This window comes from Propionicimonas sp. (genome assembly GCF_049840635.1).
Lineage (GTDB): Bacteria > Actinomycetota > Actinomycetes > Propionibacteriales > Propionibacteriaceae > Propionicimonas.
Map to the genome: position 1 here is coordinate 2,360,663 of NZ_JASGKL010000005.1, position 23,699 is coordinate 2,384,361.

Genomic DNA, 23,699 nt, shown 5'->3' on the forward strand with positions numbered 1-23,699 from the left:
CCACCCCCGCCCTCGCGTCGCGGACCTCGCATCCGACACTGTCATCCCGGGCCCGCCCACCCCACCACTGTCATCCCGGGCCTGCCCAACCCCCCACTGTCATCCCGGGCTTGACCCGGGATCTCCTCGCCCGGACCGGAGAGAACCGTCCCCGCGTGCCGCCGCACGGGGCCTCGTCCCTCGCCGACGGACGGCTGCGGTCGGGCCGTAGTGTTGTCGGCATGGAGCACCTGCCGGCCGTCGACTGGGCCTTCGCGGCGATGACCGGACGGTCGCTCGTCCCGCCGGGCCCGGAGCTCGTGCCGGCGGAGATCGACGCCGTCGTCGCCGAACTGAGGGACGCCGCCGCGCGCGCCGAGGAACACGTGGCGGCGGTCACGCTGCTCGAACGCCCCGCACCGGCCGACGTGCTGGTCGTGGACCGCTCCACCTGGATCCGCAGCATCTGCGAGTCCTCCCGCGCCATGCTCGAGGGAGTGGGCGCGACCGAGGCCGGCTCGTCCCTCGATGGTGCCCGCGCCAAGGCGCTCGGGGCGCAGGCGGGGGGAGTGTTCGCCATCCTCGCCCAGCGCATCCTCGGCCAGTTCGACCCGTTCGTCGCTGCCCCGCGGCTGCTGCTGGTCGCGCCCAACGTCGTCGCGGTGGAGCGCGAGCTGCGCGCCGTCCCCTCCGACTTCCGGCTCTGGGTCTGCCTCCACGAGGAGACCCACCGGTTCCAGTTCGGGGAGGCGCCGTGGCTGCGCAGCCACCTGCTGGGGCTGTTCGGCGAGCTCATCGCCGGGGAGGAACTCCAGTTCGGCTGGCCGCGGGGCGGGCGGCCCGCCAGCGTCCGCGACCTCATCAACAACCCGGCCCAACGCGAGGCGTTCGACCAGGTCACCGCCGTGATGTCGCTGATGGAGGGCCACGCCGACGTCATGATGGACCGGGTCGGCACCGCCGTCGTGCCCAGCTACCCCTCGATCCGGAAGGCGTTCGAAGGCCGCCGCGACAGCCAGGGCTGGGGCGCCTGGCTGCGCCGCCTGCTCGGGCTCGACCTCAAGCGCGAGCAGTACAGGGACGGTGCGGAGTTCTCTCGGCAGGTCATCGACGCGGCCGGCGTGCCCACGCTCAACCGTGCGTTCAGCGCTCCCGGCCTGCTCCCGACCCTGGCCGAGATCCACGACCCGCAGCTGTGGCTGCACCGGATCTAGGACCCGTGGCACGCAGGGCGCTGGGCCCGGCGACCCTTCTCGTCGTCCGGGCCGTGGACGCCGTCCTCGACGCGCCCGCGGTCGTCGCCTGCTCCGGCGGGCCGGACTCCCTCGCGCTCGCGGCCGCCGCGGCCGTCGTCGCCCGCCGCACGGGTCAGGCCGTCCGCGCGGCCGTCGTCGATCACGGCCTGCAGGACGGATCGGCCGCGCAGGCGTCCCTCGTGGTCGACCAGCTGTCCGGCCTCGGGCTGGCGGCGCAGGTGCTCACCGTCGCCGTCGAACCGGCCGGGGACGGCGTGGAGGCCGCGGCCCGGCGCGCCCGGTACGCGGCGCTGGAGGCGCACGCAGCGCCGGACGAGCTGGTCCTGCTCGGGCACACGCTCGACGACCAGGCCGAGACCGTGCTGCTGGGACTGGCCCGCGGTTCGGGGACGCGGTCCTTGGCGGGTATGCCCGACCGCCGCGGCCGGTTCGTCCGTCCGCTGCTGGGGCTGCGCGCCTCGACCACGCGGCAGGCGTGCGCCGAGCTCGGGCTGTCGCCATGGACCGACCCGCACAACGACGAGGCCCGCTTCACCCGCGTCCGGGTGCGGAACCGGCTGCTGCCCGTGCTGGAGGCCGAACTCGGCCCCGGAGTGGTCGAGGCGCTCGCGCGCTCGGCCGAGCTCGCCAGGGAGGACGCCGACCTGCTCGACCGGCTCGCGGCAGAGGAGGCTGCCGGGCACCCGTCCCCCGACCTCGACGGCGCGCGGCTGCTCGCGCTGCCCGCGGCACTGCGCAGTCGGGTGCTGCGGGACTGGCTGCGGGGCGCCGGCGCGTCCGACCTCTCGGCCGCCCACCTACGGGCAGTCACGGCACTGGTGACCGACTGGCACGGCCAGGCCGGCATCGACGTGCCCGGCCTGCGAGTGGTGCGGACGGGGTCGCTGCTGCGCGTCCTGCCCCCGGCGGCCGGGTCGGGGACGGGGTCCGGGCGGGGGTAAACTCTGCGCCCGTGGATGCCACTGACATTGCCGGCGACCTGTCCGAGGTCCTGTTCACGAGGTCGCAGATCGAGGCCCGACTGGCCGAGGTCGCCGCGCAGGTCGACCACGACTACGAGGGGAAGAACCCGTTGCTGGTCGGCGTCCTCAACGGTGCCGTCATGGTCATGGCCGACCTGTCCCGCGCACTGCACATCGACTGCGCGATGGACTGGATGGCGATCTCCTCCTACGGCATGGGCACCCAGTCGTCCGGCGTCGTGCGGATCCTGAAGGACCTGTCCACCGACCTCGAGGGACGCCACGTCCTGGTCGTCGAGGACATCATCGACACCGGCCTCACGCTGACCTACCTGATGCAGAACCTCGCGTCCCGTAACCCGGCGAGCCTCGAGATCATGGCCATGTTCCGCAAGCCGGACGCGATGAAGGCAGAGATCGACGTGAAGTACATCGGCTTCGACCTGCCCAACCAGTTCGTCGTCGGGTACGGACTCGACTACGCGGGCCGCTACCGCAACCTCACCGACGTGGGCATCCTCGCCCCGCACGTGTACAGCTGACCCGCTCCGGACGACCTGTCCCACTCGGCGGCGACCGGGGGACGCGTTACGCCCACAGCGGAGCGCGGCACGGGCGGCGGGACGCGCGCGTGGAACGGTTGCGCGCTTCGGTATCGTCGTTTGGTAGCTCCAGCGACGGCTGACAAAGGCAGGTAATGAAACCAAAAGGGTTCTTCCGATCCCCCCTCCTGTGGATTGTGCTCGGCTTCCTTGCCATCGCACTGATCTTCGAGACCGTCGGGAACGTGAGCGGCTACGTCGACAAGCCGACCTCCGAGATCGTCGCGCTGATCAACAGCAACACCCCGCTGGCCGAGGTGGTGCTCACCGACGGCGACCAGACCATCAAGGTCACCACCAAGGACGGGCAGAAGCTGCGGTCCTACTGGATCGGCGACCAGGTGGACACGATCATCGAGCGGCTGAACCAGCGGCAGGCCGCCGGCACCCTCGACAGCTGGTCCGGGGAGAACCCGCAGCCGTCGATCTGGAGCACGTTCCTGTTCAGCATCCTGCCGTTCCTGATCATCGGCATCCTCTTCTTCGTCATGTTCAACAACGCCCAGGGCGGGGGCAACCGCGTCCTCGGCTTCGGCAAGTCGAAGGCGAAGCTGGCCAGCAAGGACACCCCGAAGACCACCTTCAGCGACGTCGCCGGCTGTGAGGAGGCGATCGAGGAGCTCCAGGAGATCCGCGAGTTCCTGTCCGAACCGGCCAAGTTCACCGCCGTCGGGGCGAAGATCCCCAAGGGTGTCCTGCTCTACGGCCCGCCCGGCACCGGCAAGACGCTGCTCGCCCGCGCGGTTGCCGGCGAGGCGGGCGTCCCGTTCTTCTCGATCTCCGGCTCGGACTTCGTCGAGATGTTCGTGGGTGTCGGCGCGTCCCGCGTCCGCGACCTGTTCGAGCAGGCCAAGGAGGCCGCGCCCGCGATCGTGTTCATCGACGAGATCGACGCCGTGGGACGCCACCGCGGCGCGGGCCTGGGTGGCGGCCACGACGAGCGCGAGCAGACCCTGAACCAGCTGCTGGTCGAGATGGACGGCTTCGACGTCCACGGCGGCGTGGTGCTGATCGCCGCCACCAACCGTCCCGACGTGCTCGACCCCGCCCTGCTGCGGCCCGGCCGCTTCGACCGGCAGATCCCGGTCGAGGCCCCCGACATGAAGGGACGACTGCAGATCCTTCGCGTCCACGCGGCCAACAAGCCGATGGCGCCCGACGTCGACCTGTCCAGCGTCGCCAAGCGGACGCCCGGCTTCACCGGCGCCGACCTGGCGAACGTCCTGAACGAGGCGGCCCTGCTCACCGCCAGGATGAACCTCCGGTTCATCGCCAAGCCGCAGCTGGACGAGGCCATCGATCGTGTGATCGGCGGCCCGCAGAAGCGCAGCCGGGTGATGAACGAGCGCGAACTGCTGATCACCGCCTACCACGAGGGCGGCCACGCCCTGGTCGCCGCGGCGATGCCAGGCACCGACCCTGTGCAGAAGGTGACGATCCTTCCCCGGGGGCGGGCGCTGGGCTACACGATGGTGATGCCCGACGACGACAAGTACTCCCAGACCCGGGGGGAGCTGCTCGACCAGCTCGCCTACATGATGGGTGGACGCGCCGCGGAGGAGCTGGTCTTCCACGACCCGACCACCGGCGCGGGCAACGACATCGAGAAGGCGACCAAGGTGGCCAGGGCGATGGTCACCGAGTACGGCATGACCGAGGCGCTGGGCGCGGTGAAGCTGGGCTCGGGCGACCAGGAGCCGTTCCTCGGCATGGGCTACGGAGCCGGTTCGGCACGCGAGTACTCCGAGGCCGTCGCGGCGAAGGTGGACGCGGAGGTGTCCAAGCTGATTGCCGCGGCCCACCAGGAGGCGTTCGACGTCCTCGAGACCAACCGTGACGTGCTGGACGAGCTGGTTCGCCAGCTGTTCGAGAAGGAGACCCTCGACAAGGACCAGGTCGCCAAAATCTTCGAGCCGCTGAAGCGCTGGCCGAAGCGTCCGGCCTGGACGGGGTCGGACACCCGCAAGCCGAGTGACATCCCGCCGGTGGAGCCGCCCGAGCGCGTGCTGCCGCCCGAGCCGGGCCCGGTTCCCGTGCCGGCCGGTGGCCCCGAGCAGTTGCTGCCGCCGTCGTTCGGCCAGCCGGGCTACGGCCAGCAGCCGCCCTACGGCGGGCAGCCGATGCCGCCCTACGGCCAGCCGCCGTACCCGCAGCCCTACGGCCAGCCGTACCCGGGCCCCTACCCGTCCCAGCCGTACGGCCAGCCGTACCCGCCCTACGGGCAGCCGTACCCGGACGGGCAGTACCCGCAGGAGAACACCGGCCAGGTGTTCGCCCCGCCGCCGCAGCAGGTGCCGCCGACCGGCACGCCGCAGGGGCAGGGCGAGCAGGGCCGGGACAAGCCGGAGGGCTGAGGCGTGGCTGTCGACCTCGACCGCGTGGCCGCGGCCGTCCGCGAGATCCTGATCGGCGTCGGGGAGGACCCCGACCGTGACGGCCTCCGTGACACCCCCCAGCGGGTCGCGCGCGCGTACGCGGAGATGTTCGACGGCCTGCGGGCCGACCCCGCCGAGATCCTCTCGACCACGTTCGACCTGGGCCACGACGAGATGGTCCTCGTGCGGGACATCGAGGTGTGGAGCACCTGCGAGCACCACCTCCTCCCGTTCACGGGCGTGGCCCATGTCGGCTACATCCCTGCGAAGGGACGGATCACGGGGCTGAGCAAGCTGGCGCGCCTCGTGGACGCCTACGCGAAGCGCCCGCAGGTGCAGGAGCGGCTCACGTCCGAGGTCGCGGACGCACTCGTCGAGCACCTCCACCCGCAGGGCGTCATCGTGGTCATCGAGTGCGAGCACCTGTGCATGACCATGCGCGGCGTCCGCAAGCCGGGAGCCAAGACCGTGACCAGCGCCGTCCGTGGGGTGATGGCGAGCCCCGCGACCCGCGCCGAGGCGATGAGCCTGATCATCGGCTGACTCCTCGCCGCAGCCGGGTTCGGCGCGAGGTCCCAAACTCATCCCGACCGGTCCCAGACTGTCGCCGAGGGCCACCCCTCCCGTTGAGGGCCTGTGTCCGGACAAGGGCCCTCAACGCCAACGGTGGCCCTCGCCGGGCAGGACGATTCGTCGCCCCTGCCTGAACCCGACCCGACCGGCCAGTCGGCGCACCATGACGCCGTTGTCGATCTCCGGCCAGGTCCAGCGCGTGAGGTGGTTGACCACGTCCCCGATCCGGCCCTGCCGGCGCTTCTCCTCCATGATCACCTCTGTCGGGGAGCGTCCGCCCGCCAGTTCTCCGTACTTCGCCTCCCCGTCGAACTCACCGGCGGTGTCGCAGTGCTCCCAGTAGAAGTCGGTGCGGCCGAGGAACGTGCCGTCGTGGTCGACGACCACGTGCTGCAGGACGGGCATCACGAGGCCGCCCTCCCACATCCTTACTCGGCTCAGCGACTCGCCGGGGCTCTCGGCATCCCCGTCGGCGAAGGCCAGCGCTGTCGCGGCGAGCCGGCAGCCGCGCCCGTCTGAGATCAGTTCGCCGATCTCGAGCCGCGGGACCTTGCGACCGAGTGCGGCGTCGGCCACCATGACCGCTTCGGCGAAGGGAAGCTCGCGGATGAGGTCGGCCACCGTCCTGGCGAGGCTCGTCACCGGCAGGCCGTCCAGTTCCGTGACGTCGTCGGGAGACAGCGCGGCCCGGCGTGCGTGAATGGTCGGAGCGACCGAGCCATGGCCTCCGCCCGCGCGGTAGACCGTGACCTCCTCGTAGCGGCGGTTCATCAGCGGCAGCCCGTGGATGGCCGCGGCGGAGAAGCGGGAGAAGTAGGTCCTTGGCCCCAGGAAGCGTGCGGCGGCGCGAACCCGCGCGAGGTGCTGCTCGCGCGGTCCTGCCGATGCCGGGACATCCGTGAGCATGCTGCGGCGCACCTTTCGGACCGAGCCGCTGGCGAGTTCGTTTCGAAGGTCCTGGCGCGTGCGTCCGGACTCGAACCATTCGTGATAGCTGATCACCGTCATGGCTGCATCCTCGGCAGCACACCCGCGCACCGGTCACTTGCCCACAGGCCTCTTTCGGCGCTCCGGGGTTATCCACAGGCCCGTGTGCCGGTCCGCGCGGGAGAAGCGTGCGTCGAGGGCCAGCGTCCGGCGCTGAGGGCCTCTCTTCGCGTCGAGGGCTCTTGTCTGGGAGGTGGCTCTCGACGGGAGCGGTGGCTGTGGGCGATGAGCGGTGGCCCTCGATGGGGTGGGGGTTCTGAGCGCGGACGGGGCCCTGGGCCGGGGGGCTTTCGGTGGTGAGCAGCCCAGTCTCATCGAGGGCCAGTGTCGTGCGCTGAGAGCCTCCCTTCGGAGTCGAGGGCCATCCGTCGCGTCGAGGGCTCTTGTCTGGACGGTGGCTCTCGACGGGAGCGGTGGCTGTGGGCGATGAGCGGTGGCCCTCGATGGGGTGGGGGTTCTGAGCGCGGACGGGGCCCTGGGCCGGGGGGCTTTCGGTGGTGAGCAGCCCAGTCTCATCGAGGGCCAGTGTCGTGCGCTGAGAGCCTCCCTTCGGAGTCGAGGGCCATCCGTCGCGTCGAGGGCTCTTGTCTGGACGGTGGCTCTCGACGGGAGCGGTGGCTATGGGCGATGAGCGGTGGCCCTCGACGGGCGGTGGCCCTGGGTGCGGGCGGTGGTGTCTGGGCGCGAAGGAGGGGTGGGCGGGAAGGGGTGGCTCTGGGCGGTGAAGGGTGGCTGTCGGGGAGAACGCCTGCGGCTGCGCGGGCCTCCAGGCAACCAGAAACCGGTCCGAGGCCGCGGGTCGTGGCGAGCGCGGTCCGGCGGACGTGGCCACCGTTGGTTAGGCTGCGCGGGTGAGCCGACTGCCGCAGCTGGACCGCACGCTGGTGATGGGCATCCTCAACGTCACGCCCGACTCGTTCTCCGACGGCGGGGAGTACCTCGACCTCGACGCGGCCGTCGCGCACGGGCTGGCCCTGCACGCCGAGGGCGCAGACATCGTGGACGTGGGCGGCGAGTCCACGCGTCCCGGGGCCCTGCGCGCCGACCCGCGGACCGAGCGCGACCGGGTCGTCCCCGTGGTCGAGCAGCTCACCGCGGCCGGTGTCCCCGTGTCGGTCGACACCATGCGGGCGGACGTGGCGATGGCGGCCGTCGCTGCGGGAGCCGGCCTGGTGAACGACGTGTCCGGTGGCCTCGCCGACCCCGACATGCTGGCCGCCGTCGCGGGCGCCGACGTCGACTACGTCGCCATGCACTGGCGCGGGCACTCCGACCGCATGGTCGGCCTGGCCTCCTACGCCGACGTCGTGGCGGAGGTGTGCAGCGAGCTCTCCGACCGGCTCGACGCCGCCCTGGCCGCCGGCATCGCGAAGGATCGGATCATCCTCGATCCCGGCCTCGGCTTCGCCAAGACGGCTGCCCACAACTGGGAGCTCCTCCGTCGCCTGGACACGCTGGCCACGCTCGGCCGGCCGCTGCTGGTCGGCGCTTCCCGCAAGCGTTTCCTCGGCGAACTCCTCGCCGACGAGGACGGCCCGCGTCCGGTCCGGGAGCGGGAGGACGCCGGCGTCGCGATCACCGCGCTGGTCGCCGCGCAGCACGTGTGGGGGGTGCGGACGCACACCGCGCGTCCGCACCGGGATGCGATCGCCGCCGCCCACCGCCTCGCCGCCCGGGACGGTCGGGACGCAGGGTAGGGTCGGCGCAGAGGAGGTGCCCGGATGTCGCTCGACGCTCTGATCCCGCAGGGGCCCGGCCCGGCCGCGGACCGGGTCCGGCTGACCGGGCTCGAGGTGGACGCGATCCACGGCGTCTACGCCGAGGAGAAGCTCACGCCGCAGCGCTTCGTGATCGACCTGGTCTGCAGCCTGCGGCCACGCCCCGACAGCGACGACCTCGCCACCACCGTCGACTACGCCGCCCTCGCGTCGCGGGTGGCAGCCGCGGCGACCGGTGCCCCGGTCGACCTGATCGAGACCCTCGCCGAACGGATCAGCCGGACCTGCCTGGCCGACCCGCGGATCGCCGAGGTGGAGGTCACCGTCCACAAGCCACAGGCCCCGCTGCCCGTCCCGGTCGCCGACGTCGCCGTCACGATCACGAGGAGGGCGTCATGACCGGCTTCCTCGACGTCGACACCCTTTCGGGGATGGCGCCGCTCCGGGTCGCCACGTTCTCGCTCGGCTCCAACCTCGGCGACCGCCTCGAGTACCTCCAGGGAGCGACCAACGCCCTGCGGGCCACGCCCGGGCTCAAGATCACGGGCATCTCGTCGGTCTACGAGACCACGCCGGTCGGGCTGGTCGACCAGCCCGACTTCCTGAACCTCGTCGTCGTCACCGAGTCGACCCTCGCCTCCATGGTGATGCTGGAGCGCGCGCTGGCGATCGAGGACGCCTATGCGCGCGTGCGCAGCGTCCACTGGGGCCCCCGGACGGTGGACGTCGACCTCATCGCGGTGGGGGACCGCGTGCTCGACGGCAAGGACCTGACGCTGCCGCACCCCCGCGCCCACGAGCGCGCCTTCGTGCTGGTGCCCTGGCTGGAGGTCGATCCGGACGCCGTCCTGGTCGGGCACGGTCGCGTGGCTGACCTGCTCGCCGGCCTGGACGCCACCGGGGTGCGGCGCACCGACCTGGGGGTGGAGTGATGCCGGAACGTCCGGAGCCGACCGGGACCGTCACGCCGATCGGCTGGCAGTCCGTCGCCGTGGCGTTCGTGGTGGGGGCCGGTCTGGGCTGGTCCCTGTTCACCGCCCTCGACCGGTTCACCGGCGACACCCCGCAGCTCCCCGTGGTGGTGGCCGGAGTGATCGCCCTGATGGCCGGAGCGGTCGCGGTGCAGGCCTGGCGAACGCACCGGCTGGTGCAGGTGCAGCGGCACCCGATCGCGCCGCGCCGCGCCGTCGCTCTGCTGGTGCTCGGCAGGACCAGCCTCGTCGGAGGAACCGCGCTCGCCGGCGCGTACGCAGCGATCTCGGTCTACCTCGCCCTCCGGTTGCCGTTGAACCTCCCCACCGAGCGGCTCTTCGGTTCCGTTGTCGCGATGGTGGCGAGCGCCGCGCTGGGCGTCGCCGGGGCCTTTCTCGAGCGAGCCTGCAGAATTCCGCGTCACCCGGACGAGGACGCCACGCCGCCCGCGCATCCCGGAACTGACGACGCGGCTGACTAGACTCCACGACGTGAATACCGCCGTCACACCGAGAAAAGCGAATCCTTCCCCGCTGCGCCGTTACGCGTGGCTCTCGTTGCTCTCATCGGCCGTCATCGCAGTTGCCGTTGCATTCGGAGGGGTCTGGTTGGCCCGTGCGGGTGTCGCGGTCGCCGTGATCGGCGGCATCGTGGCCTGCGGCTTCGCCTGGCGCGAAGTCCGGGTCACCCGAACCACGATGATGGCCCAGCAGGCCGCCGATTCCCGGCGGACGGGGGAGAAACTGCACGCTGAACGTCTTCAGCACGTTCGGCTCCTTCAGGTGCTCCAGGGACGCAACGGCGACCTGCGCAGCAAGCTGAACACGTCCCGGGCCGAGGCTGCCCGGTTGTCCCAGGAAGCCGCCCAGTTGCGCGGCGACAAGGCTGCCCTCCAGGTCGAACTGGCCGAGCACACCGCCGCTGCGGAGGCCGAGGTGCTGGCGCTGCCGCGCCGGGTCTCGGGACGCGGTGACGGGGTCGACCTGTGGGACGGCGACGGCGCTCCGACCGTCGTCGAGTTGCAGGCCCTCGCGAATCCGCCGGTTTATCCGGCCAGCGAACGCCGGCACGCCTGACCAGATCGCACACGATTCGGGCGGTCCCGCGGTGCAATAGTGCTGATGCACTGTTCCCCGCCGGGCTGCCCGATTCGTGCGTTCAGGGATAATCGGCGGTACCCTCGCCGGGCAATCGTGGTCGACGCCCGGATCGCGTCCACATCAATCGGGTGCACATTATTGCGAAAGAACTCTCGGGTTTGCTGGCCGGAGGCCGGGGTATATGCTTCCTAGTCATTGGGGGAGCCAATACTGTCGCGCTGCGACGACGACATTGAAAGGACCAGGATGGCCAAGCGAGTTCAGGTGATCCACACCGACGACATCGACGGCAGCGAAGCTGCCGAGACGATCGCATTCGCACTGGACGGAATCAACTACTCGATCGACCTGTCGAGTGCCAATGCGAAGAAGTTGCGGGACGCGTTCGCGCCCTACATCGCGGCCGGTGAACGTGATCGCAGCACGTCGCGCCGCACCACCACCTCCCGCCGCAAGTCGAGTGGTACCGCCGCCACCGACATCCGCGCGTGGGCTGCCGCCGAGGGCATGCAGGTGTCCTCCCGCGGCCGGGTCTCCGCCGAGGTGCGCGAGGCCTACGAGCGCGCGCACAGCTGAGCCGGCTCAGCCATCGCAGCCACCCCCGCGCCCCCGGCGTCCGCACGGACCCGGGGGCGTGCTGCGTCCGCGGCGCCCGATTGAGCCGCGGGCGAACAGGGGAAGGGATCGGCGGACGGGCGGCGTTGACTAAGCTGAAGGAGCGCTTCAGGGAATCCGGGCCCACCCGGGACGTGAACGCAGCCGTCGGAGGTTAGGAGTTCCCCGCATGTTCGATCGGTTCACCGACCGCGCCAGGCGAGTGATCGTGCTCGCGCAGGACGAGGCGCGCATGCTCAACCACAACTACATCGGGACCGAGCACCTGCTGCTGGGCCTCATCCACGAGGGTGAGGGCGTCGCGGCGAAGGCGCTGGAGTCGCTGGGGATCTCCCTGGAGGCGGTGCGCGAACAGGTCGAGGAGATCATCGGCCAGGGCCAGCAGGCCCCCACCGGGCACATCCCCTTCACGCCCCGCGCGAAGAAGGTGCTCGAGTTCTCGATGCGCGAGGCGCTGCAGATCAACCACCCCTACATCGGCACCGAGCACATCCTGCTCGGCCTGATCCGCGAGGGCGAGGGTGTGGCCGCCCAGGTGCTGATCAAGCTCGGCGCCGACCTGAACCGCGTCCGTAACCAGGTCCTGCAGCTGCTCAGCGGCTACCAGGGCAAGGAGGCCGCGACCGCCGGTGCGCCGGAGTCCGGCCAGGCCCAGGCCGCCGCGACGATCCTCGACCAGTTCGGCCGCAACCTCACCCAGGCCGCCCGGGAGAACAAGCTCGACCCGGTGATCGGACGCGAGAAGGAGATCGAGCGGGTGATGACGGTCCTGTCCCGTCGCACCAAGAACAACCCGGTCCTGATCGGCGAGCCGGGCGTCGGCAAGACCGCCGTCGTCGAAGGCCTGAGCCAGGCGATCGTCCGGGGCGATGTCCCGGAAACGCTGCGCGACAAGCAGATCTACACGCTCGACCTGGGCGCGCTCGTGGCCGGCTCCCGCTACCGTGGCGACTTCGAGGAGCGCCTGAAGAAGGTGCTCAAGGAGATCAAGACCCGCGGCGACGTGGTCCTGTTCATCGACGAGATCCACACCCTGGTCGGTGCGGGTGCCGCCGAGGGCGCGATCGACGCGGCGTCCATCCTGAAGCCGATGCTGGCCCGCGGCGAGCTGCAGACCATTGGCGCGACCACCCTCGACGAGTACCGCAAGTACATCGAGAAGGACGCCGCGCTGGAGCGCCGGTTCCAGCCCATCCAGGTCGCCGAGCCGTCCATCGCCCTCACGATCGACATCCTGCGCGGCCTGCGCGACCGGTACGAGGCCCACCACCGGATCACCATCACCGACGGCGCGCTGACCGCCGCCGCCCAGATGGCCGACCGGTACATCTCCGACCGGTTCCTGCCCGACAAGGCGATCGACCTGATCGACGAGGCGGGCGCCCGGCTGCGGATCCGTCGCATGACCGCGCCGCCCGACCTGCGTGAGTTCGACGAGCGGATCGCCGCCGTCCGGCTGAACAAGGAGGCGGCGATCGACGCCCAGGACTTCGAACTCGCTGCCCGGCTGCGGGATGACGAGCGCAAGCTCACGATCGCGCGGGCCGAGAAGGAGGAGGCCTGGAAAGTCGGCGACTCCGACGTGCCGGCCGAGGTCGACGAGGAGGCGATCGCCGAGGTGCTGTCCAGCTCTACCGGCATCCCCGTCTTCAAGCTCACCGAGGAGGAGTCCTCGCGGCTGATGCGGATGGAGGAGGAGATCGGCAAGCGCTACATCGGCCAGTACGACGCCGTGAAGGCGCTGTCCCGGTCGATCCGGCGCACCCGCGCGGGGCTGAAGGACCCGAAGCGCCCCAGCGGCTCGTTCATCTTCGCCGGCCCGTCCGGCGTCGGCAAGACCGAGCTCACCAAGGCGCTCACCGAGTTCCTGTTCGGTGACGAGGACGCCCTGATCACGCTCGACATGAGCGAATACTCCGAGAAGCACACCGCTTCCCGGATGTTCGGTTCGCCGCCCGGGTATGTGGGTTACGAGGAGGGCGGCCAGCTCACCGAGAAGGTGCGCAGGAAGCCGTTCAGCGTGGTGCTGTTCGACGAGATCGAAAAGGCGCACCCGGACATCTTCAACTCGCTGTTGCAGATCCTCGACGAGGGCCGGTTGACCGATGCGCAGGGTCGAGTGGTGGACTTCAAGAACACCGTGATCGTGATGACCACCAACCTCGGCACGCGTGACATTTCGAAGTCGGTGAACCTCGGCTTCAGCCAGTCGTCCGACGAGGCCGGCAGCTACGAAAAGATGAAGGCCAAGGTCTCGGACGAGTTGAAGCAGCACTTCCGTCCGGAATTCCTGAATCGCGTCGACGAGATCGTCGTGTTCCACCAACTCACCAGTTCCGACATCGAGCACATCGTCGACCTGATGGTGTCCGAGATCGAGGTGCGGCTGCGCGACCGGGACATGGGCATCGAGCTCACGCCGGCGGCGAAGTCGTTGATCGCCAAGCGCGGTTTCGACCCGGTGCTGGGGGCCCGCCCGCTGCGGAGGGCGATCCAGCGCGACATCGAGGACGTCCTGGCGGAGAAGATCCTGTTCGCCGACATCCACCCCGGCGAGATCGTCGTGGTGGACGTGGCGCCGGAGGGATCCGAGACGCCGTTCACCTTCGAGGGCGTCGCGAAGGCGCCGCTGCCGGAGACGACGGCGGCACTCGACCAGACCTCCTGAGCCGAACACACGACGAGGGCCCGACCGATCCGGTCGGGCCCTCGTCGCGTCTGCGGGTCAGAACCCCGTGAAGGCCACCATCATCATGAGCAGCATGAACATCACGAACAGGCCGATCATCGCCGTCCCGATGATGCCGAGGACCAGACCGGCGGTGAGCATGCCGCTGGGCTGCCAGCGGTAGGGATCGGCACCGGTCTCACGGCGGCCCTTCGCCGCCAGGTACCAGGCGACCGGGGCGAGCGGCAGGAACACGGTGACGCCCAGGATCCCGAGGACCATCGAGGTCGCGGCGTTGGGGTGGGTGGACCGTGCCGGAGCGAGGCTGTAGCCGTAGTCGTACGCCACCGGGTCGGAGATCGCGGGCCACTGCTGGTTCGGCGCGGTGGCCGGCGCCCAGGTCTGGTACGGCGAGGCCGGCGCGTACGCCGGCGCCGTCGGCTCCGGGTAGAGGTCGTAGTGCTGCGCGGCGGGCTGGGGGGCGGGCGCGGGCGCCGGTCGTGCCGGTGCGGGAGCCGGGTACCCGGCGGTGGTCGGCGCCGCGCCGTACGCGGGGTGGGTCGAGGCCTGCTGGTCGTACGGGCGGGCCTGAGGAATCGGAGCCGACGGGTACGGCGGCGCCGCCGGGTCCGGCTGCGGGATCGGGGCGGTCGGTACCGGTGCCGCTGGCGCTGGCGCGGTGGGGGTCGACGAGACGAGGGGGACGGTCGGGGCCGGCCCGATCGGCTGGGTCAGTGCGGTGGGGTCGGCGTCGCCGATCCCGGGCCCGGAGGACCACGGGCTGGTGGACAGGCCGAGCGGGTCGACCAGGGTCTCCTCGAACGGACGCTGCGCGGCCGGTGCGAACCCCGCTTCCGGCACGAGCGGAATCGTCTGGTCCGCCGCACCCGGAACCGTCGGGCCGGCGTGGGGGTCGGTCATGGCTGCGCCTCCGGGAAATGCTCGTGCTGGTCTGGCACCCCACGCTACCCGGTGGGCAACCGCTCCGCCCCCCGCCCGGCGTGGTGCGTCCGGGCTCCGCCCCCGTCGACCTAGCCTGAGGGCATGGATTCGCTGCTCCATCCGGTCGGCTCCCAGCCGCCGGGCGTCTACTGGGCACGGCGCGGTGCCGTGGTACTCGCGGTCGTCCTCGTCGTCGCAGCGCTCGCCTTCGTCTTCCGCCCCCAGCCCGAACCGGTCGTCACCGCCCAGCCCGCGTCCGCGTCGGTCACACCGACCGCCACGACCCCGTCCGCCGAGCCGACGGACTCGGCGAGCCCCTCGGCGTCGCCGACCCCGACCGGCCCGCTCGCCTGTGACGCGAGCAACACCGACCTCGCGCTGGCCGGCTACCAGAAGGTCGCGCAGGACGGCAAGCAGTCCTTCAAGGTCAGCATCACCAACCGCGGCGACGCGACCTGTGTGCTGACCCTGAAGCAGTCCACGTTCAGCCTCACCGTGGTGAGCGGGTCCGACCGGATCTGGACCACCGACGACTGCGAGAAGTGGGTGCCGACGGCGTCGGAGAAGCTGAAGGCCGGCGCGGCGTACGAGTTCACGATCGCCTGGCCGGTGGCACGGTCCTCGACTGGCTGCAAGACGTCGACGTCCGTCCTCGGGGAGGGCACCTACGTCGCGAACGCCACCTTCGCCGAGGACGCCAAGGCGCGCCAGGTGTTCGTGGTGACGAAGGCGGGCTGAGAGCCGAACTCAGGCGGACGGCTCGTCGACCTCCCAGCCGCCGTCGACGACCGTGAATCGTGGCCGGGCCCGTCCGTCCTCGTCCTGGCGCTTCTTCCTGCGCAGCTGGAGGACGTCGAGCGCGCCGGCGACGCTCGCGACCTCGACCACCCTCAGGTCCCGCACCTTGGTTGTGCTGCCGGCAGGAACGAGGGCGATCTCGAACCCGAGCCGGGCCGCCTCGGCCAGGCGCCGGTCGATGCCGGGGACGCGTCGCAGCTCGCCGGACAGCCCGACCTCACCGAGCGCCACCACCGGACGCGCGAAGGCGCGGTCCTCCGCTGCGGAGGCGACGGCGATCGCGGTCGCCAGGTCGGTGGCGGGATCGCTGATCCGGGCCCCGCCGACCGTGGAGACATAGACCTCGCGGGAGTGCAGGCGGAGCCCGGCGCGCCGCTGGAGGACGGCCAGCACCATGGCGACCCGGCTGCCCTCGACGCCGTGCGTGACCCGCCGCGGCACCGGAGCGGGGCTTGGCGCGACGAGCGCCTGCACCTCGGTCAGCAGCGGGCGTCGCCCCGCCAGCGAGATCGTCAGGCAGGTGCCCGGGGTCGGCTCGGCGTGGCGGGAGGTGAACAGGCCGCTCGGATCGGTGACCTCGCGGATTCCGGACTCCACCATCTCGAAGCAGCCCACCTCGTCGGCAGGGCCGAACCGGTTCTTCGCCGCCCGCAGCATCCGGAAGCCGCTGCCACGGTCGCCCTCGAAGGTCAACACGACGTCGACCAGGTGTTCGAGGGTGCGCGGGCCCGCGATGTTCCCGTCCTTGGTGACGTGGCCGATGATCATCACCGGCATCGCGCGCTGCTTGGCCACCCTGACGAGCGCGGCGGTGACCTCCTTCACCTGCGCGACCCCGCCGGCGGCCGTGTTCGTCCCCGGCACCTGCACGGCCTGCACCGAGTCGAGGACCAGGAGTTCGGGGGCAAGCTGCTCGATGTGGCCCAGCACGGTGCCGAGGTCCTCCTCCGCGGCCAGGTACAGGCCCTCCACCACGGCGGACGTGCGCTCCGCGCGCAGCCGCACCTGCGCGGCGGACTCCTCCGCGCTGATGTAGAGCGTGCGACGCCCGGTGCGTGCCCAGCGGTTCGCCACCTCGAGCAGGAGGGTGGACTTGCCCACCCCCGGCTCACCGGCCAGCAGGACCACCGCGCCGGGGGTGATGCCGGTGCCGAGGACGCGGTCGAGCTCGCCGATCCGGGTCGGGATCGACCGTGCGGAGTCGAGCGGCACCCGGCTGATCGGCAGTGCGGGCTCGGTCGGCGCGGCGGAACTCACCCTCGCGGACGTCGTCGCGGACTGCCCGACGCTGCCCCACGCCTGGCACTCGCCGCACCGGCCGACCCAGCGCGGTGTCGTCCACCCGCAATCGGAGCAGCGGTAGGGATCAGCGGTGTTCCTGGCCATGGCGACAACGTACGCGGCGCCTCCGACACGTCCCCCTGCGGGTCACGCGCGGCGGAGCAGGCCGGTCGCCAGCAGCAACACCCAGGCCATGAACGGCACCAGGACGAGGCGTTGCAGCAGGCCGGCCCACGGCGCTGTGGCCGCGGCCAGCGTGGGAACCTTGGTCGCGACGGTGAAGACGACGTCCGCCACGGCGATGAACACGCCGAGGACGAGGGTGGGCCACCACAGCCCGTGCAGCGTGGGCTCGCGTCCGAGCCGGCGCAGGAGGACGAACGGGACGACCGGCATGAGCAGGAAGACGATGGCGCCGAGGATGCCGTGCACGAGGCCGTGGGTCGTCATCGCACCGGTCGGGGTGCCGGCCGGGTCCATCACGAACGGCCCGGACAGCAGCAGGCACGCCCCGATGATCCCGACCAGGACGGGGCCGGCCCGGGAGGCCGCTCCGGTCGGGAACTCCCGGGCGAGGGCGGCCGCGAACCAGAGCAGGCACGCGCCGGTGACGACGAAGCTGACGACCTGGATCCACCCGCGCGGGCCGAGCGACAGCGCACTGACGTATTCGGCGAGCGGGGAGTAGCCGGGCCTCAGCCAGCCCTCGAGAAGGAGGACGACGACGAACAGGGACGGTCCGGCCACGCCGGCGACCAGGCCTGGCCTCGTCGTGGACATCCCTGCCTCCCCGACACCGTCGTCGTGGCGGAGCGCGCGCGTCCGGGTGGCCCCGGACGGCGTCCGATCAGATCTTGACCTTGCCCCGCGGGGTCGAGAAGGTCGCCGAGAGCAGGCCGGGCTGCCCGTACTCCGAGCTGAACTTGAGCTTCACGCCGTCGAACACCTCACCGAGGTCGACGCCGAGCCAGTCCTCCACGCGGGAGCGGGTGCCGGCGATCTCGATGCGGTCCAGGTGGATGTCGCCGTGCAGCGCGCTGGGCAGCACCGTCGGGTCGGATTCCCACTTGATGAAGTACGGCAATTGCGGATCGCTGATCAGGCCCTTGACGCCGATCTGCTCCCATTCGAGCAGTCGTCCGTCGGGGAAGTGTCGGGAGCCGCGGACGGCCTCGCGCTCGAGCCGCGTCTCGTACGGGGCGAGGTCGTCCACAGAGACGACCCAACCCAGCCAGCCACCGCCCATCTCCGAGCGGGCCCGGACGGCCTGCCCGAACGGCGCCTTCTCGGCCGCCGGGTGCTCGAGCACCTCGACGACCTCCAGGTAGCGCTCGTCGGCCAGCGGAAGGATGTGGTTGCGGGTGCCGAACCTGGGGTGGAACCCGCCGTCGCGGAAGCGCTCACCGAGGAGCGTTCCGAGCCGGTCGGACTCCGACTTGAGCCCGGCCGACCCGACCGCGAAGGTCAGATGATCGACATGCATGACCCCCATTGTGGCGATCTGGTGTTACGGACGCGAATCGGGCCGCATCCGGACGAATGCGCACTGCCGGGCCCCGGAAGGTGTCGCCTACCATGGTCCCGTGCCGCCACAACCAGCTGTCGCCCCCCGGGTGGTGCTCTCGACATCGTCGGTCTATCCGGAGTCGACGGCCGCCGGGTTCGCCCTCACGCGCGAGCTCGGCTACGACGGCATCGAGATCATGGTGGGCGTCGACCCCGCGTCCGCCGACGTCGACTCGGTGGCACGGCTCAGCGAGTACCACGAGGTGCCGGTGCTCGCGATCCACGCCCCCACCCTGCTGCTCACCCAGCGCGTCTGGGGCCCGGACCCGTGGGAGAAGCTCGACCGTGCGGCGATGGCGGCCCACCAGCTGGGCGCCGACGTCGTCGTGGTGCACCCGCCGTTCCGCTGGCAGCGCAGCTACGCGTCCGGCTTCACCGAGGGAATTCGCCGGCTCGAGGAGACGACGGGCCTCACCTTCGCCGTGGAGAACATGTTCCCCTGGCGCGGGCCCGGTGGGGGCGAGGTGCGCGCCTACTCCCCGAGTTGGGACTGCGCGGCGCTGGACGTCGACCACCTCACGCTCGACCTGTCGCACGCCGCGACGTCCCGGCTCTCCTCGCTGCAGCTGGTCAGGGACTGGGGCGAGCGACTGCGCCACGTCCACCTCACCGACGGGACGGACGGCCTCGCGGACGAGCACCTGCTGCCGGGCGAGGGCGACCAGGACGCGGCCGGCGTGCTCGCGGAACTCGTCGCGACCGGCTACACCGGCCACGTCAGCGTCGAGGTGAAGACGCGCGGGCTGTCCCGCGCCCAGCGCGCGGAGGCCCTCGCCGCGAGCCTCGCGTTCACCCGCGCGCACCTGGCGGTGCCGGCGGAGCCGCACGGCTGATGGCGGACCCGTCCCCTGCTCCTGTGCCGCAGGCCGTACTTCCGGACGCGTCCCGCGCGCGCCCCGGCATCGAGCTCCTGCTCGTCCTCGGGGTGTCCCTGGGCCAGTCGGCGATCTACTCGGTGCTCTCGATCGCCGAGAAGCTCACCCGCAACGTCCCGCTGAACCAGCAGACCACGACGATCAACAACTCGGTGACGCCCGACCGACCCTGGCTCGACCTCGCCTACCAGGTCGCAGGGATCGTCTTCCCGCTCGTCCCGGCGATGCTGGCGCTGTACTTCCTGCAGCGCACGGGAGACCGCAGGACGATCGGCTTCGACCTGCGCAGGCCGCAGTTCGACATCGGCTGGGGGTTCGCGCTCGCCGCGGGCATCGGCATCCCCGGACTGGCGTTCTACCTTGCCGCGCGGGCGCTGGGCTTCAACACGACCGTCTCGCCGGCCAACCTCTCCGAAAACTGGTGGACGGTGCCCGTGCTGGTCGGGCTCGCGGCGATGAACGCCATCCTCGAAGAGGTCGTGATGATCGGCTTCTGGTTCACCAGGGCCCGGCAACTCGCCTGGCCGGTGTGGGTCGTGGTGGTGTCGTCCGCGCTGGTGCGGGGCAGCTACCACCTGTACCAGGGCTTCGGCGGCTTCCTCGGCAACATCGTGATGGGTCTGGTGTTCGGGCTCGTCTACCTGAAGGTGAAACGGATCGGGCCGCTGGTGGTCACCCACTTCCTGATCGACTTCGTCGCGTTCGTCGGGTACTCGCTGGCCGCGCCGTACCTCCCCTGGTTGCAGGGCTCCTGACGCTGGACTGAGCCGGGCCGCCGGCCCGTCCCACCCGTCCCATCCTTCGGGAGCAAACGGCGCGGAACCGTCCGGCTGTCGGGGCGTCTCGAGGGGTCGGCCGGGGGCAACGGTGGGACGCGTCCGGCCCGGCACGGGCGGGCTTCGGTAGGCTGCGGGCCATGCGTGTTGGTGTGTTCGGAGCGACGGGTCAGGTCGGTGGCGTGATGAGGACGCTGCTCGCCGAGCGTCAGTTCCCCGTGGATGACATCCGGTTCTTCTCCTCGGCCCGGTCGGCCGGGCAGGCGCTGGCCTGGGGCGGTGGCGAGGTGATCGTGGAGGACACCGCGACCGCCGACTTCGCCGGCCTCGACCTCGCCCTGTTCTCTGCGGGCGCGACGATGTCGCGCGAGTTCGCGCCGAAGGTGGCTGCGGCGGGGGCGATCGTCATCGACAACTCCTCGGCGTGGCGCAAGGACCCCGAGGTGCCGCTGGTCGTCTCCGAGGTGAACCCCGAGGACGCGGTCAGCCCGCCCAAGGGCATCATCGCCAACCCGAACTGCACGACGATGGCCGCGATGCCGGTGCTGAAGCCGCTGCACGACGCCGCCCACCTGCAGCGCCTCGTGGTGGCCACGTACCAGGCCGTGTCCGGGTCGGGGGCCAAGGGCGTCCTGGCCCTCGCAGGCCAGGCCGCGGACGCGGTCGCGCACGACGCGGCCCAGCTCGCCCTCGACGGCACGGCCGTGCCCGCCGGTGACCCGGCGCCGTACGTGAAGCCGATCGCGTTCAACGTCGTGCCGCTGGCCGGCTCGATCGTCGACGACGGCCTGCTCGAGACCGACGAGGAGCAGAAGCTGCGCCACGAGTCGCGCAAGATCCTGCACATCCCCGACCTGCTGGTCGCCGGCACCTGCGTCCGCGTCCCCGTCTTCACCGGGCACTCGCTCAGCATCCACGCCGAGTTCGCGGAGGAGATCAGCGTGACCAGGGCCACCGGCCTGCTGGCCACGGCCCCCGGCGTCCAGCTCGTTGACGTCCCCACCCCGCGGGAGGCCGCGGGCACCGACCCGAGCTACGTCGGCCGGATCCGCTCCGACCAGTCGGTGCCGGGCGGACGCGGGCTGGTCCTGTTCGTCTCCAACGACAACCTGCGCAAGGGCGCGGCGCTCAACGCCGTCCAGATCGCCGAAGTGGTGGTGGCCGGGCGATGAAACTCGCCGTGATCGGCGCCGGCGTGATGGGGGAGACCCTCATCGCCGGGCTGCTGCGCGCCGGCTGGGCTCCCGGGGACATCACCGCGGCCGACCGGCACGCCCCCCGTCTGGCCGAGATGGAGGCCCGTCACGGCATCGGGGTCGCCGGGACGGCGGAGGCCGCGGCCGGGGCCGACACGGTCGTGGTGGTGGTCAAGCCGCAGGACGCGGGCGAGGTGCTGCCGGTCGTGGGCAGCGCGATCCGTCCCGGCACCCTGGTGGTGTCACTGTGCGCGGGCCTGAGCACGTCCCGGATCGAGGAGTCGATGCCCGAGGGCACCCCGGTGGTGCGGGTGATGCCGAACACCCCGGCGCAGGTCGACGAGGGGATGGCCGCCATCTCCGCGGGTGCGGCCGCGACGGCGGCCCATCTCGAGCACGTCACTGGGCTTATGACGGCCGTGGGCAAGGCGGTGACCGTCCCGGAGAAGTACCAGGACGCGGTCACGGCGATCTCCGGTTCCGGCCCGGCGTACCTGTTCTTCGTCGTGGAGGCGATGGTCGACGCCGGCGTGATGCTCGGCCTGCCCAGGGACATCTCGACCACCCTCGTCGTGCAGACGATGTACGGGTCGGCGAAGCTGCTGTCCGACTCGGGGGAGCACCCGACCGTGCTGCGCGAGCGGGTCACCTCGCCCGGCGGCACGACGGCCGCGGCGCTGCGCGAACTGGAGGACCACCGCGTGAAGGCGGCGTTCATGACGGCCATGGAGGCGGCCCGCGACCGCAGCCGGGCGCTGGCCAGCTCCTGACATGGCTGGCCCGCCCCGGGACGGGGCCAGGCCTTTCTGGTTGACCGCGTTCCTCGATTTCGCCCCCGACGAGTTCGGCGCGGGGACGGCCTTCTGGCGTGCCGCGACCGGCTACGGGCTCTCCCCGTTCCGCGGCGCGGCCTCGGAGTTCGCCACGCTCGTGCCGACCGGCGGCGACGACTACCTGAAGGTGCAGCGGCTGGGTGCCGGCCTCACCCGGCTGCACCTTGACGTCCACGTCCCCGACCCGTGGGCGGCGGCGGAGGCTGCCGAGCGTGCCGGGGCGGTGCTGGTCGACGAGACGCGGCACAGCTACGTCGTGCTGCGCTCCCCGGCCGGCTTCACCTTCTGCCTGGTCTCGCAGCCCGCGTCCGTCGTTCCCCCGGTGGCGCGGTGGGAGTCCGGCCACCGCAGTCGGGTGAGCCGGTTCTGCCTGGACGTGCCCCGCAAGCGCTACGCCGCTGAGGTGGCCTTCGCCCGGCAGGTGCTCGGGGGCGACTGGAGGGAGCTGTCGGAGCCGGAGACCGCGCTGCGCCCGGCTGGTGAGCTGCCTCTCGACGTGCGGCTGCAACCGGCCGAGTTCGCCTCGGAGGTCAGCACGCACCTGCACGTGATCACCGACGACCTGGCTGCGGAGGTCGACCGGCTGGTCGATCTGGGTGCGCGGCGTCGCGCGGTCCGGACCAGCAAGGCGATCCTGGAGTCTCCCGGCGGGATGGTGCTGTGCGTGGTCGCGCTCGAGGCTGCGGCCCTCGCGTGATCCCGACCGGGCTGTTCGTCGGACTGGCCACGCTGGACGTGGTCCAGCAGGTCGACCGGCTGCCCGCCCCGAACGAGAAGACCATCGCGCGGTCGTCATGGCTCGCCGCCGGTGGCCCGGCGGCGGTCGCAGCGATCACCTTCGCGGCGCTGGGGGGACGGGCCCGGCTGTGGACGGCGCTCGGGCCTTCGCCGGCGGCCCGGCTGGCCGCGTCCGACCTGGCCGGTGCGGGGGTGGAGGTCGTGGATGTGGCCCCGCCGGGGTTCGAACTGGCGGTCTCGACCGTGCTGCTGGACGCGTCGACGGGGGAGCGGGCCGTCGTCAGCGGGTCCGGGAACGCCCCCGCCTTCGGGAAGATCGCCGGGCCGGATCTGGCCGGCGTCGACGTGGTGCTCGTGGACGGCCACCACGCGCCGCTGGCCCGCTCGGCGGTGCTGGCGGCGGTGGAGGGCGGGATCCCGGGTCAGGCCCGGGATGACAGGGTGGGTGGGGTGGCCGGTGGCGCTCGCGCGTCCGCTGTGGGTGGGGCGATTCCCGTCGTCGTGGACGCGGGCTCCCACAAGCCGGTGTTCGACGACATCCTTCCGTTCGCCACGGACGTCATCTGCTCGGCCGACTACGTCCACCCAGGGGGCCTCGGCCCCGCGGAGTTGCTCGCGCTCGGCCCCGAACTGGTGGCGGTGAGCCACGGCGGCGATCCGCTCGCCTGGTGGACGCCCTCCTCGCACGGAGCGATCACGCCCAAATCAGTGGAGGTCGTCGACACCGTCGGCGCAGGGGATGTCCTGCACGGCGCGTACTGCTACGGGCTGGCGTCCGGGCTGCCCCGGCTCGAAGCCCTCGAGGCCGCTGTGGGCGTGGCGACCGAGCGCGTTCGCCACCTCGGCCCGTTCGCCTGGCGGAGTTCGCTCGCGCAGGGCTGAGCGGA

23 protein-coding genes and 1 pseudogene are annotated in these 23,699 nt (G+C 71.6%); 19 read left to right on the plus strand and 5 right to left on the minus strand.

Annotated elements, in window-relative coordinates; genetic code table 11:
• Positions 1-221 precede the first annotated feature (221 nt).
• The 5 genes and pseudogenes from QM779_RS16485 to folE all read left to right on the plus strand — a co-directional run bounded on the left by QM779_RS16485 (position 222) and on the right by folE (position 5,717).
• A complete protein-coding gene (locus QM779_RS16485; protein ID WP_428537464.1) occupies positions 222-1,193 on the plus strand; it encodes a zinc-dependent metalloprotease in 972 nt (323 codons plus the stop codon).
• A gap of 5 nt (positions 1,194-1,198) precedes the next feature.
• Positions 1,199-2,176: a tRNA lysidine(34) synthetase TilS gene (gene tilS, locus QM779_RS16490; RefSeq protein WP_428537467.1), complete on the plus strand. Its 978-nt coding sequence runs from the start codon at positions 1,199-1,201 to the stop codon at positions 2,174-2,176.
• A gap of 11 nt (positions 2,177-2,187) precedes the next feature.
• On the plus strand, positions 2,188-2,739 hold the full coding sequence (gene hpt / locus QM779_RS16495; RefSeq protein WP_428537470.1) for a hypoxanthine phosphoribosyltransferase: 552 nt from the start codon (positions 2,188-2,190) through the stop codon (positions 2,737-2,739).
• A 155-nt stretch (positions 2,740-2,894) separates the two neighbouring features.
• Positions 2,895-5,012, plus strand: a pseudogene (gene ftsH / locus QM779_RS16500) (ATP-dependent zinc metalloprotease FtsH); the annotation flags it as partial.
• A 144-nt stretch (positions 5,013-5,156) separates the two neighbouring features.
• Entirely contained in the window at positions 5,157-5,717 is a 561-nt protein-coding gene (folE, locus tag QM779_RS16505) for a GTP cyclohydrolase I FolE (RefSeq protein ID WP_428537473.1), read from the plus strand.
• 111 nt (positions 5,718-5,828) lie between these two features.
• Here the strand turns inward: folE and QM779_RS16510 are convergent, their stop codons facing one another.
• On the minus strand, positions 5,829-6,755 hold the full coding sequence (locus QM779_RS16510) for a hypothetical protein (protein WP_428537476.1): 927 nt from the start codon (positions 6,753-6,755) through the stop codon (positions 5,829-5,831).
• Between the two features lie 866 nt (positions 6,756-7,621).
• Between QM779_RS16510 and folP the strand changes: the two genes are divergently transcribed.
• The 7 genes from folP to QM779_RS16545 all read left to right on the plus strand — a co-directional run bounded on the left by folP (position 7,622) and on the right by QM779_RS16545 (position 13,807).
• Positions 7,622-8,431: a dihydropteroate synthase gene (gene folP, locus QM779_RS16515; protein ID WP_428538480.1), complete on the plus strand. Its 810-nt coding sequence runs from the start codon at positions 7,622-7,624 to the stop codon at positions 8,429-8,431.
• A 24-nt stretch (positions 8,432-8,455) separates the two neighbouring features.
• The gene (folB, locus tag QM779_RS16520) at positions 8,456-8,851 is read left to right on the plus strand and encodes a dihydroneopterin aldolase (RefSeq protein ID WP_428537479.1); all 396 of its coding nucleotides are present in this window, start codon (positions 8,456-8,458) and stop codon (positions 8,849-8,851) included.
• On the plus strand, positions 8,848-9,384 hold the full coding sequence (gene folK, locus QM779_RS16525) for a 2-amino-4-hydroxy-6-hydroxymethyldihydropteridine diphosphokinase (RefSeq protein ID WP_428537482.1): 537 nt from the start codon (positions 8,848-8,850) through the stop codon (positions 9,382-9,384). The genes folB and folK overlap by 4 nt, the downstream gene beginning before the upstream one ends.
• Positions 9,384-9,905 carry a DUF3180 domain-containing protein gene (locus QM779_RS16530; RefSeq protein ID WP_428537485.1) on the plus strand — a complete coding sequence of 174 codons (522 nt, stop codon included), beginning with the start codon at positions 9,384-9,386 and terminating at the stop codon, positions 9,903-9,905. Before folK ends, QM779_RS16530 begins: the two co-directional genes overlap by 1 nt.
• 10 nt (positions 9,906-9,915) lie before the next feature.
• Complete coding sequence (locus tag QM779_RS16535; RefSeq protein WP_428537488.1) at positions 9,916-10,500, plus strand: hypothetical protein; 585 nt, start codon at positions 9,916-9,918, stop codon at positions 10,498-10,500.
• Between the two features lie 270 nt (positions 10,501-10,770).
• Positions 10,771-11,100, plus strand: coding sequence for a histone-like nucleoid-structuring protein Lsr2 (locus tag QM779_RS16540; RefSeq protein WP_428537492.1), 330 nt, complete (start codon positions 10,771-10,773; stop codon positions 11,098-11,100).
• Positions 11,101-11,308: 208 nt separating this feature from the next.
• Positions 11,309-13,807: an ATP-dependent Clp protease ATP-binding subunit gene (locus tag QM779_RS16545; RefSeq protein WP_428537495.1), complete on the plus strand. Its 2,499-nt coding sequence runs from the start codon at positions 11,309-11,311 to the stop codon at positions 13,805-13,807.
• A 57-nt stretch (positions 13,808-13,864) separates the two neighbouring features.
• Here QM779_RS16545 and QM779_RS16550 read toward each other — a convergent pair whose 3' ends face one another.
• Positions 13,865-14,728, minus strand: coding sequence for a DUF4190 domain-containing protein (locus QM779_RS16550; RefSeq protein ID WP_428537498.1), 864 nt, complete (start codon positions 14,726-14,728; stop codon positions 13,865-13,867).
• A 123-nt stretch (positions 14,729-14,851) separates the two neighbouring features.
• On the opposite strand from QM779_RS16550, the gene QM779_RS16555 reads away from it, so the two are divergent.
• Positions 14,852-15,487: a hypothetical protein gene (locus QM779_RS16555; RefSeq protein WP_428537501.1), complete on the plus strand. Its 636-nt coding sequence runs from the start codon at positions 14,852-14,854 to the stop codon at positions 15,485-15,487.
• 9 nt (positions 15,488-15,496) lie between these two features.
• On the opposite strand, the gene radA is transcribed toward QM779_RS16555, so the two are convergent.
• The 3 genes from radA to QM779_RS16570 form a co-directional block, all read right to left on the minus strand.
• On the minus strand, positions 15,497-16,933 hold the full coding sequence (gene radA / locus QM779_RS16560) for a DNA repair protein RadA (protein WP_428537504.1): 1,437 nt from the start codon (positions 16,931-16,933) through the stop codon (positions 15,497-15,499).
• A gap of 42 nt (positions 16,934-16,975) precedes the next feature.
• A complete protein-coding gene (locus QM779_RS16565; RefSeq protein ID WP_428537507.1) occupies positions 16,976-17,608 on the minus strand; it encodes a DUF998 domain-containing protein in 633 nt (210 codons plus the stop codon).
• Positions 17,609-17,675: 67 nt separating this feature from the next.
• Entirely contained in the window at positions 17,676-18,311 is a 636-nt protein-coding gene (locus tag QM779_RS16570) for a VOC family protein (RefSeq protein ID WP_428537514.1), read from the minus strand.
• Between the two features lie 100 nt (positions 18,312-18,411).
• Between QM779_RS16570 and QM779_RS16575 the strand changes: the two genes are divergently transcribed.
• The 6 genes from QM779_RS16575 to QM779_RS16600 all read left to right on the plus strand — a co-directional run bounded on the left by QM779_RS16575 (position 18,412) and on the right by QM779_RS16600 (position 23,694).
• Positions 18,412-19,227, plus strand: a complete 816-nt coding sequence (locus QM779_RS16575) for a sugar phosphate isomerase/epimerase family protein (protein ID WP_428537517.1) — start codon at positions 18,412-18,414, stop codon at positions 19,225-19,227.
• Positions 19,227-20,024: a CPBP family intramembrane glutamic endopeptidase gene (locus tag QM779_RS16580; RefSeq protein WP_428537520.1), complete on the plus strand. Its 798-nt coding sequence runs from the start codon at positions 19,227-19,229 to the stop codon at positions 20,022-20,024. The genes QM779_RS16575 and QM779_RS16580 overlap by 1 nt, the downstream gene beginning before the upstream one ends.
• Before the next feature lie 161 nt (positions 20,025-20,185).
• Positions 20,186-21,217 carry an aspartate-semialdehyde dehydrogenase gene (locus QM779_RS16585; protein ID WP_428537523.1) on the plus strand — a complete coding sequence of 344 codons (1,032 nt, stop codon included), beginning with the start codon at positions 20,186-20,188 and terminating at the stop codon, positions 21,215-21,217.
• Positions 21,214-22,011: a pyrroline-5-carboxylate reductase gene (gene proC / locus QM779_RS16590; RefSeq protein WP_428537526.1), complete on the plus strand. Its 798-nt coding sequence runs from the start codon at positions 21,214-21,216 to the stop codon at positions 22,009-22,011. The genes QM779_RS16585 and proC overlap by 4 nt, the downstream gene beginning before the upstream one ends.
• A gap of 40 nt (positions 22,012-22,051) precedes the next feature.
• Positions 22,052-22,771, plus strand: coding sequence for a VOC family protein (locus QM779_RS16595; protein WP_428537529.1), 720 nt, complete (start codon positions 22,052-22,054; stop codon positions 22,769-22,771).
• Entirely contained in the window at positions 22,768-23,694 is a 927-nt protein-coding gene (locus tag QM779_RS16600; protein WP_428537532.1) for a PfkB family carbohydrate kinase, read from the plus strand. Before QM779_RS16595 ends, QM779_RS16600 begins: the two co-directional genes overlap by 4 nt.
• Positions 23,695-23,699 lie beyond the last annotated feature (5 nt).